8 protein-coding genes are annotated in these 10,437 nt (G+C 53.8%); 4 read left to right on the top strand and 4 right to left on the bottom strand.

Features of this window, described 5'->3' with window-relative positions; genetic code table 11:
- The first annotated feature begins 297 nt into the window (after positions 1-297).
- Positions 298-1,191, top strand: coding sequence for a zincin-like metallopeptidase domain-containing protein (locus GGE09_RS21535; protein WP_309748175.1), 894 nt, complete (start codon positions 298-300; stop codon positions 1,189-1,191).
- Between the two features lie 186 nt (positions 1,192-1,377).
- Here GGE09_RS21535 and GGE09_RS21530 read toward each other — a convergent pair whose 3' ends face one another.
- The 3 genes from GGE09_RS21530 to GGE09_RS21520 form a co-directional block, all read right to left on the bottom strand.
- A complete protein-coding gene (locus GGE09_RS21530; protein ID WP_188678596.1) occupies positions 1,378-1,794 on the bottom strand; it encodes a hypothetical protein in 417 nt (138 codons plus the stop codon).
- Between the two features lie 485 nt (positions 1,795-2,279).
- Positions 2,280-2,894 carry a hypothetical protein gene (locus tag GGE09_RS21525; protein ID WP_188678597.1) on the bottom strand — a complete coding sequence of 205 codons (615 nt, stop codon included), beginning with the start codon at positions 2,892-2,894 and terminating at the stop codon, positions 2,280-2,282.
- Positions 2,894-3,592: an AAA family ATPase gene (locus tag GGE09_RS21520; RefSeq protein WP_309748174.1), complete on the bottom strand. Its 699-nt coding sequence runs from the start codon at positions 3,590-3,592 to the stop codon at positions 2,894-2,896. The genes GGE09_RS21525 and GGE09_RS21520 overlap by 1 nt, the downstream gene beginning before the upstream one ends.
- A 677-nt stretch (positions 3,593-4,269) precedes the next feature.
- On the opposite strand from GGE09_RS21520, the gene GGE09_RS21515 reads away from it, so the two are divergent.
- The 3 genes from GGE09_RS21515 to GGE09_RS21505 are packed head-to-tail and all read left to right on the top strand — an operon-like array spanning position 4,270 to position 9,248.
- On the top strand, positions 4,270-4,845 hold the full coding sequence (locus GGE09_RS21515) for a transposase (protein WP_188678601.1): 576 nt from the start codon (positions 4,270-4,272) through the stop codon (positions 4,843-4,845).
- Positions 4,832-7,189 (top strand): relaxase/mobilization nuclease domain-containing protein, encoded by a 2,358-nt coding sequence (locus GGE09_RS21510; RefSeq protein ID WP_309748173.1) that lies wholly within the window; start codon positions 4,832-4,834, stop codon positions 7,187-7,189. The genes GGE09_RS21515 and GGE09_RS21510 overlap by 14 nt, the downstream gene beginning before the upstream one ends.
- Positions 7,182-9,248, top strand: coding sequence for a type IV secretory system conjugative DNA transfer family protein (locus tag GGE09_RS21505; RefSeq protein WP_309748172.1), 2,067 nt, complete (start codon positions 7,182-7,184; stop codon positions 9,246-9,248). The genes GGE09_RS21510 and GGE09_RS21505 overlap by 8 nt, the downstream gene beginning before the upstream one ends.
- Before the next feature lie 95 nt (positions 9,249-9,343).
- Here the strand turns inward: GGE09_RS21505 and GGE09_RS21500 are convergent, their stop codons facing one another.
- Complete coding sequence (locus GGE09_RS21500; protein ID WP_188678612.1) at positions 9,344-10,432, bottom strand: type IV secretion system protein; 1,089 nt, start codon at positions 10,430-10,432, stop codon at positions 9,344-9,346.
- Positions 10,433-10,437 lie beyond the last annotated feature (5 nt).

Raw genomic sequence — 10,437 nt, 5'->3', positions numbered from 1 at the left:
ATCGGATCTCGGTCGATCCAAAATTTTTCTTGGTGACTTGGGGTTCGGGCGAGCCGAACGCCACAGCGTCACGTCGCTAAGGGGACTTCGCCCCCTCGCGCGGTCAACAGGAATAGACAGGCCCGTGTCCTCGCCTTCGGCTGCGGGCCGCACCAAACCTGTCGATTCCTGTTGCCCTTGCTACCCCCCACGCTTCGCCAGCGGGTCAGGTTTTCAGGAGCAGCCGCTTTCAGCGGTTGTCCAAAAAACCATTGCAAAGGGGCAATGACCCCGCCCACACCACGAAGGACTAAGTTTATGGCAAAAGTCGATATTAAACAGCACGTCACAGATACGATTGTCGCGCAGATTGAGGCAGGCACACCGCCTTGGCGCAAACCGTGGACTGGTGACGCGGCTGGCGCGTGTTTCCCGTTGCGGCACAATGGCGAACAATACAAAGGCATCAATATTCTGATGCTTTGGGCGACTGCCCATGTGAAAGGCTATAACTCAGCGCGCTGGATGACTTTCAAACAAGCGTTGGAGTTAGGTGGATGTGTGGAAAAAGGCCAGAGGGCCACGAAATCGGTTTTTTATGGATCGCTTGAACGCAAAGACGAGAACGCCGCAGAAGGTGAAGAGGGAAAGCGCAAAATTCGGTTTGCCAAAACCAACAATGTTTTTAACGCTGATCAGATCGACGGCTTGCCCGAAGAATACTATGTGCGGCCCGAACCGCCCCGCGATCTTGGCACTGTCGAAGACCCCGCCCTTGAAGCCTTCTTTGAGGCGTCCGGCGCGGAGATTGTCACGTCGGACAAACCGCAGGCCTACTACAGCCCCGCCAAGGATCACATCCACATGCCGCCGATTCAGACGTTTTATGATGCGTCGGGGTATTATGCCACGAAGGCGCACGAGTTGACGCATTGGGTTTGCGGAGAGCCGCGCCTAGCGACCCAAAAGGCCAATGTGACCAAGAAAGAATACGCCTTTGACGAATTGGTGGCTGAAATTGGCGCATGTTTCTTGTGTGTTCAGCTTGGCGTTGAACCGCAGTTTGATCAGAGCGCGGCCTATATCGAAAAATGGCTTGAGGCCCTGAAATCGGACAAGGACATGATTTTCAAGGCAGCAGCAGAGGCGCAAAAAGGGTTGGATTACATCAACGATCTTGTCAGCAAATCAGAAAGAAGGGCGGCCGCATAGGTTTAGTGAGTGTCGGCCCAAGGATGATAGGCTAATCCTACTCCCTGTTGGCTTATCTGGCCGATACCTGCCCCAGCCTGCAACGGCGGGGCAGTTTCTGTGCCGGTGGGGGTGACGCGGCAGGGGAAGAGCTGCGCCCGCCCCCTGCCCCGCCCTGCGCTTCGCGCGATGGCCCTACGGGCCAGATCACAGGCAACTAAACGGCAGGGGGACGCCCAGGTTTACTTCATGGATTTCGTCACCGACAAACACCGCAACGGCGTCATGGGTCCGAAATCCTGTTAGCAATGGTTCCCAAGCCCCGCCTTTGTTATCGGCTTTGGAAACTCGGCCATAGACCAAGGTGACTTGAATTGTGATCAGATCGGGAAAACGGAACGTCACAGGCACGTTCATTTCCAGTTCGGTACCGACGCCGACCATGACCGCGCTAGCCGTTGTTCCATAGACAGAATTAGGGTCGCAAATCAACGACAGCGAAACGCTACCATCAAGTGCCTGATAAAGATCAACGCCGCGTTCCACGCTGTGTTCCCAGGCAGCGGCAGAGAGCGGAAGGAGGCCAAAAAGCGTGCCAAAAATCAGAGATTTACGGAAAAGCATAGGCCGGGTCCTTTCTTGGGAGACAGCCTAGCAATTTTTCCGTCCGTTGACCAAGCTGATCATCCGCGATCGGCGGCTTTATTCGTACACCACATCCGTCTTGCATCCGTCCTTCCACATTGGCACCCGCTCACCCGTGTTCCATTCATAGAGCCAGCCCACCACTTCGCGCGTTTTTCTGTCCAAAATTCGTATTATTGGCTTCGCTTCGAGCCTCTTGTTGTGTGCCATGGGTTTTCCTCTGTCTGCACTGAGAACAGCACTTCCCCTGCCCGAATTCCTTAATTGGAAAAGGGTAAGCGGCTGCTTACCCCTGAGTATGCGCGGAGCTTGAGAGGATGGGGGTGAAACCAAATCGACGGGGTTGGTGCGGCCCGCAGCGCAAAGCGCGAGGACACGGCCCTGTCTATTTTGTTTCAGGGGGAAGGAAGCCGAAACTCCTTCCCCCTTCAAAGGATTATTTGCGCGGCTTGCCGCGCCTTCTATCAATACTTGCTGTTCAGTTCTTCAATGACTTCATCGAGGCACGACCAGAATAGTATTTCAAACTGTCCGCGCACCATCGCAGCGTCAGAGGACAATCGCAAAGGGTCCTGTTGATTACGTAGCCTGTCAATCATGGCAGCATCTATGCGTTTGCTGCTACGGTATCCCTCGCGCATGGGTCCACGCTCTGCTTCTGGTTTGTCGACAAACTCGGGCTTTGGATCGAAGCGTTCGATTGCTCGCCGTCCGGCGAGCGCAATGACATCCTTCTGAGCAAGTCCTTTGCCTTCGAGGTCTTCTAGCTTTTTGTGCTGTTCGACTTTTACAGCGGCGGTGAGTGTGATTTCTCGTTTGGAGCCGGGATGCTTTGCGGGCTCAGGCGCGTCAGTTTTCTCTGGTTCTGCCGACTTTGTCGGTTTAGCCTTTGGTTTCCGTGTCCTCGGGGCAGGTACCGTTTTTTCCGTTTGCTGGGCCGGTTCAGATTGAGGCTCGGGTGCAGCCTTTGGTTCTTGAACCTCTGGCGGCTTATTTGTTGGGAGCCTCGTGTATTCGGTGAAATCCGAAGTATATGACGGGTCTGAACCTGAGATTTTGGGTTTCTTCTTCCGTGCCATCAGCTGTCCCCTGTCAGCGCATCAAGAATGGAAGATGCTTCTTCAAGCGCTTCTTCAAAGTGCTTCGCATGAACCCGCATCAACGGGTTTTTGCTTTCGCGGCGGGCTTGGGCAATGGAGTGAATGAAGCCATCGGCGGCAGCGTCCTTATGCTGTTTTCGCGCCATGAAGTAATCGTCCAAGACCGGAAAATTTTTCAGGGCTTTTCGCTCAACTTCTGTTTCGGCTTTGCTCTGTTTTGGAGGCACCGCCGACAGTACCACATGGAAACTTGGTAGTGCTTCGGGATCGTCGGCCCGCTCGCGTAGTCCAACATACCAGTTGAACGTGTCCGTTGTAATTTCCAGATCGTCATCACTTAGCATCATCGGAACAACGATTGCGTCGCTTTCAGATGCCAGATCATCGGCCCAAGCACCAGCTGCGCCGATTGTGTCCACGAACACATAATCCGCTGTGTTGCTTTGGTAAGCTTCTTCGGCCTTTTGTTCCAGCTCACTGGCTTTTGTTAGCGGTTCTATTTTGAACAAGGGGTCATTCAGTTGGAGTTTGGTTGCCCATCTTACGAGTGCCTGCTGTGGGTCGGCGTCGAAAACAAGGCAGCGTTTGCCGCGTGACATGGCGGCGCTCACTAGCGCTCGGGTCAGCGTTGTTTTTCCAGCTCCACCTTTTCGGGTCATGACCGAAATGACCTTCATATTTTCGTTTGGCATGTTTCTTGACCTCAATCGTGTTTCTTGTTTCGTGGATCATGTTTCGCGTGCTGTGTTGCGTGCCACATGTATCGTGTAGCATGTTGCTGGATAAGTGTTTCGTGTCAACTGTTACTTGTGGCGTGTTGCCTGTCGCATGTATCGTGTTGCGTGTATCATATATCGGTAAGCATGTTTCCTGTTTCCTGTTTCCTGTTTCCTGTTTCCTGTTACGAGTAGCAGGTATCGTGTTGATTGTTATTTGTAGCGTGTATCGGGCGGTGTGTGGCATGTATCGTGTTACGTGCGGCGTGTTTCGTGCTTCTAGACCCACGCAAAGCAGCCGGAATTCAAAGAACGAGGGTAGGGCAGGGGGTATAACATCGCGCCTGAGCCGCGGAGCGCCCCGTTAAGGCACCATTCTCTCTTGCCGAGGGGAGGGGGTGCGGAAGGAACACGGAGGCCGCTCAGCGGCCATTATACAAGATCGGGCCGTCACCTTCGGTTTATGGCCGGTCTCGCTCCTGGCTCGACAACCTCACCCCGAGGGTTCGGTTTGCAGCGGAATACAATTCACTTTTAGCGGCTTTGACAATATTATAGTGGTAGCCACATTATTATAATTGCGTCAAAGCCTAAGTGATTGTATGAAGTTGGCAGGAAATAGGGAGTGTATGTTCGCAATGGCTAAACGCCACCGCTTATCTGATTTGGAGCGATTGGAAATCGTCCGTGAATCGCGAAGAGGCGTCTCCGCTCAGGTACTTGGGAAGCGTTTCGACGTTACGCCGAGAACAATCCAGTACACAGTTCGCAAGGAACAGATGCGAAAACGCGACAGCGGCATTAGGACTGCACAAATCGGAACAACTGTAACACCAGAGGAATTGCGAACCTTTGAGGCGTTGCTTGGGCGGCATGGGGTCAACAGCCGATCCGACGGGATGCGGCGATTGATCCAAGCTGCAAATGGGATTCTCCAGCCGGACGAATACCTGACCGACGAGCTGAAGGGCTTTCGTGCGGCCCTTAATCGTGTCGGGAACAACGTCACGCAGATCGCCAAACGAATGAATGAGGCCAACAACAAGGGGATTAGGCCCCCCTTCGGGCAGGCAAGTTTGGCCCAGATGCGCAGCCTAACTGGGTTCGTCCTGGATTTTGCAGATCAAGTGGACCTTCTGGTTCGGCGGCGGACAGATAGGATCAACCTGTTGGTCAACGAGGCGTTGAAGGAGCTGGCCGATGGCGAAGAGTGATGCAGTTAGTGCTGTAACCGGCGAGATTTTCCGTGAGGGTTGGAGCCGCGTGCGCGGTTCGACGCAAGGGTTGGGCGAAAAGCGCAAGCAAATGACAAGGGCGGCAAAGGGCCACCGAGCAGCGGTGTTCAAAGCCATTCGGTCTGGTGGCACCCACACTAAGGGCCAGCTTTCCAATCAGCTCGAATACCTCACGAGTAAATCATCCTTCATCGTCGATAGCCGCAGTGTTCTCGATGGAAAGAAGCAGTTGAGTGCAGACGAAATCAAGTCTGTTGTAGATCGCTTCTCGAGCCGTTGGGACGAAGGTTTCCGACCAAAGATGGGTCACACTACGCACATGCTCATGTCGTTTCCCGTTGGGACAAAGGGAGCAGACGTGCGTGACATAGCATCCGCCGTAGCCGAGCGGTTTTTTGCAAACGATGAACGGAATTTTGACTATTTGATAGCGGTTCACGAGGACAGGGCGCACCCTCATGCCCATATGGTGCTGAACCGGCGTTCCCAAGAAGGTGAATATTTCTATCTCGGTCGAGATCACCACTTCAACTATGACGACTTCCGAACCGCGATGGTCGAAGAAGCAGAAAAATTTGGGGTTCGTCTTGAGGCAACCCGGCGCATCGATCGCGGCGTTCTGACCTACGCACCCAAAGCGGAAGAGATTTACGCGGCCAAGGAAGAAGGTCGCGAACCCAAAGCCCGTGAAAGGGTCGGACGTGACCTGGACCGCGCGTTGGCGGAAATCGCAACCACGTCCAGGATTTACCGCTCGTTGGCCGCAGAGGCGTCAGCTGAGAACCGGGAAGACATATCAAACGCCTTGATCCTTGCCAGTGAAATGCTGGGGCAGGGCGGGCAACTTGAACAGAATGGAGAAGTTTACATGGAGACCCAAGAATCCTTTGACGATCTGAGAAGTCGTTTTGCAGAGCGTGCAGAGAGGGTTGAACAGTTTGTCCGTGATGCACCGGATGCAATGAAGGCCAAGTATGAAAAGCAATTGGACGCGATCTATCGCAACGTCGCTCACATGCAGCCTGTTGGCGTCCGTTCTGCGACACTAAACGATGCGGCGTCAGATACGGGCGTCTATTCCGAGGCGAATATCAACAAAAACGCTGTTGCCTCCATGCGGGAGCCGGATACGCGAGCGCAAATCGAAACGGCTTTGCGTGGCACGGGCATTTCATCTTCGGCGGTAATCGCGCGGGTAGAGCAGGGGGCCAGCAATGCGTGGCTTGAGCAGCGGTGGATGGCCGACGACCTGTCAAAGATTGCAAAGAACGAAGGATTGAATCTTGAACGGAAAGAGGACTTGGCAATCGCGGCTGAAAAGCTGGATCAAGTACATGTCCAGTTGGGCCAGACTTTGGAACGGGTCGAGGTTCTGCGCGATGATGGCGTCATTGAAGTGGACGCCCTTGCAGATGTGGACGTGAACAGCCCCGAATACCAAGAGTTTCTTAGGGAAGAAGCAGAGCGGCAAGATAGCGTGGAACATGCTGCCGAAGACAACAGGCTTGTGGCAGGTATTGAGAGAGCCGAGCGCGAGGGCATTGCGATACAGGACCGCGATGACGCGATTTCAGAGAGTGTTACAGCGGAAGTTGCCCGTTTACGTGGTCAAGGCTATTCAAATGCGCATATCGCTGAGCGTAGCTTTGACATTGAGGATGCAGTTACACGGCGCATCGACGACAACCCTGAACTTGTGGGTGTTTCGCCGGACGATCGCCGCGCTTTTGAAGCCATGGAAGACCGGTTTGCCAAAACTGACTTCAACTATGGCTATTCCGACGACAGCGACGCCAGAGAGTACGGGCGTGAACAAGTCAAAGTTGCCAACGGTGATTTCAAGGCGTTTGCGGCGAAGTCTGCGACCCACGCGGCGCTTGCGTCGAGGGCATGGGATAGAGCCACAGATATTATTCGACCCCCAGAAGGATATGTGCGCGAGAGCGACCGCATAGTTGTCGAACAGCGCGTTGTGGCATCGCCGGAGATTGCCCGCGTGATCGAACATGAGCGCAACGACAAAATCAATTCACCATTCTCCGACGACCGCAGCCGTGAAATTTATCGTGGAGAGATCGAACGGGAACTTAACGACGAACGACTTGAAGAATTGCGCAACGGTGACAGCGAAGCGCTTTCGGAGCTCATAGATAATAGGCTGGACCGTCTCTACGCCGCCAAAGCCTATCTGCAATCAGATGAGGCGACCTCGAGTAGTGAAGCGACCCGCGAAGTCGTCTCGGAGATTGCCGAGGAAGAATATGATGCGCAGCGGTTGAAGCATGTCCACGCGAATTCCGAGAAAGGACAGACTCATGGATAAGGGCAAAATCGCGGTCGGGATTTTTCTTCTGACCATTTTGTCACTGATTTTCGGGTATGTCGTGGCGACAGCGTTCCTGACGTTCCGAGACTATGGCATACGGGCCGATCTGGACTTTTGGTTGTTGGCCCAAAACTACCTTGGGATGCGAACATATCGGCCAGAGGACTTTCGCCTGGTCAATTTGATCGTCGGCGGGTTCGGGCTTGCTGGTCTTCTTCTCAGCGCCGTGCTGTCAGGGAACGCGCTGACTAAGTTTGGCAGAACCCAATGGCAAAAGCCTGCACACATGCGAAAGAACGGCTTTTTCAATACACCCGGCAGCGGGTTTATCCTGGGCAAGTTGGGTAAGCCAAAGAGTAACAAGGCGATGATTAGCTCGAAAATCTATCCACATGCGTTGATCGTTGCGCCAACCGGTAGAGGTAAAACGACCGGCTTTGTTATTCCGAACCTGTTGACCTTCAAGGGGTCTGCCGTGGTGCTAGACGTCAAGGGTGAAAACTTCGAAGCGACCGCCCGTCATCGAGCGTCACAAGGTGACGAGATTTTCCGATTTGCACCAACCGACTGGCATGACCGGCGTAGCCATCGGTATAACCCCTTGCTGCGCATCGCAGAACTTGAAGATTCAGATCGGCAGCAGATGGAATTGCAGTTGCTTGCATCGTTGTTTTTGCAGGCTGACAGCGACAGGGTACAGGGTCTCTTGAAAGGCGGTATTGATCTCTTTGTCGCTGCCGGTCTGTTGGTGTTCGAGCGCGGCCGGCCAACTCTGGGCGAGATTTACCAAATCAGCGCGAGCGGTGGCAACAAACAAAAAGAGTTCATGAAACGCCGAGATGAGGTGCAGAATCGTGCCGCGAAGCTGATCTTTGAGCGGCTGGCATCAACCAACAACGATACGCTGACTTCCTATGTGTCGTTGTTGATGACTTCCGGCCTCGATCAATGGAGCAATCCAGCGATCGACAAGGCCACGCAGGTTTCGGATTTCGATTTCAGAACCATCCGCAAGAAACCTTTTTCCGTTTTCCTTGTGGTCTCGCCCAACATGGTGAAGCCACTGGCGCCTCTGATCCGACTGTTTTTCTCTGACTTGATTTCATCTTTGCAGGACAAAGAACCTGGTCCGGACGAACCTTGGCCAGTCATGATCATGCTGGACGAGTTCAACCGTCTTGGAAAAATGCCGATTGTTACAGACAGCATTGAAACGCTGCGCTCATATAAAGCCCATCTGGCAATCGTCACCCAAACGATCCCGGCCCTAGATGAGATCTACGGCGAAAACACCCGCCGTGCCTTGCAGGGCAACGCAGGTGTGAAGCTGTATTTGACCCCATCTGATGAAAAGACAGTCGAAGAACTGAGCAAAGCTGTTGGCAAGACCACCAAGCGGGTTGTCACACGGTCTCGCTCCATCGGGAGAAACCCATTTGAAGGCCGAAGCATGTCGGAACGAACGGAAGAAACGTCGTTGCTGCCGGAGGATGAAGCAAGGAGGTTGCCGCTCGATGATGTTATTATCGTTGTGGATGCACAAATGCCGATCCGGGCGAAGCGCATCAAGTATTATGACGATCCGTTTTTCAAGTTGATCAGCGAGGCGCAAACAGGTGGGCTGCCGTTTCCCGAAACGACACTCACGACTGATACAGCACCGGACGTGGCCGAGACTGGGCTAGAGGCTCCATCCGCGCCCGCTCCGATGCCCGAAGACGGGGCAGGGTCCGAGGTGGCGAAAAAGGCCGATAGGACCATCACAGACAGGGATGCGTCCGTGGCCCTTACCAGCAACCAGCCTCATCGGGCTACGGTTAAAACCTCGGCGCGAAAGCGCAAGGCGAAGGCTGTTGTTCAGGTGACACGTGACTTTGAGGACCGTCAAGGCAAGTTCAATTTATCTGTGCAACAGCGGCTCGATATTCCCGATCCGGCGGTTGTCTCAGATGCTGATCTTGGAGCGCTTGATGCGGCTACAACCGAGCTGGCCGAATTAGAGGCGGTAATTGTCGAAGAAGGGCAGGGGGTCCAGAAAACTTACGCTACAGCGTGAGTATCCTCGAAAGACAGAAGAAGGCCCGCTGATAGGCGTGCCTTTTCTTGTTCTTCAAAGGCAACGTGTAGATCAACTGGATGCTCCCGTATGGTCTATTTGCCTTTCAACCGATCAGACCGGGCCAGCATCCGCTGCATTTGCTGGCCGGTGCCGGTTGTTTGTGGCGGTGGTGCAGTTGGTTTCATATTGGCTGATTGGTGCCGACTTGTTGTCTCAGCTGGACGGTTTATCCCCATCGCTTGTCGAGTTCGAATTGCGATCACCTCGGCTCCGCTCGCGGTACCGACACCCATACGGCTGTATGCCTGTTGGCTACCACCCAATGCCCGTCCATAGGCATAAGCTCCGCCCATGCCGCTTGTAAGCGCGGGCATGACGATGTTCCCTGAGATTGCACGAACGATAAATGGCGTGGCAATAATGAATCCCTTCGCCATCAGGACCATCATGAAAAAGGGGATTAGTGCGCCGATATTCGATGCACCTTCGGGATCACCTAGCTCGCCCAAGAGCGCACGTGACACACCCGTTATCGTCGCAAAGACGCCCGCAACAACGATAGGATACAATGCAAACGAAATGAGTGCAGATAGCCAGCGGGCGAAATAGTCTTTGGTGACCTCAAAGAGCGTCAGAAAGATCATGATGGGGGCCATGCCTATTAGTAGGGCGATCATCAGGCGGGAAGCGACGAGAATGAACGCAGCCAGGCCGCCGAGGATAGAAAGCAAAAGGACGCCGAGAATATCGAGCATCGCACCCGCCATCCAATTCAGTTCTGAACCTGCTGCGTTGAGATAATCACCTAGGGATGCGATTAGGCTGTCAAATTCTTCTGCGAATGTTCCGGACGGGCCGGGTGTGCCACCACCAACGGAGGCCACGAGTGCGCCCGCAATGCTGTCAATGCCGTTGAGAATTGCTGTGGAAAAAGAGTTGAATTGCGTCCAGTTTAACGCAAACACCCCGACTAAAGTTATTTTCACCGCAAGCCAAAACGCCGTTCGCCCATCCATCGACCTATACTGATAGGCCATGTTGATGAACACCATGACTACCAAGATGATCGAGGCGAGGTTGATCAGAGTTCCAACAGTTGCTGCCACGGATCCGAACTGGGTTTCGGCAGCAGTGTTCAAATAGCCTTCGGCTGTTTCCACAAAGTACGTAACGACACTCATCTAGG

The sequence above is a fragment of the Roseobacter sp. N2S genome, from assembly GCF_031454055.1.
Classification (GTDB): domain Bacteria; phylum Pseudomonadota; class Alphaproteobacteria; order Rhodobacterales; family Rhodobacteraceae; genus Amylibacter.
This window is presented reverse-complemented; position numbering and strand designations above follow the sequence as displayed.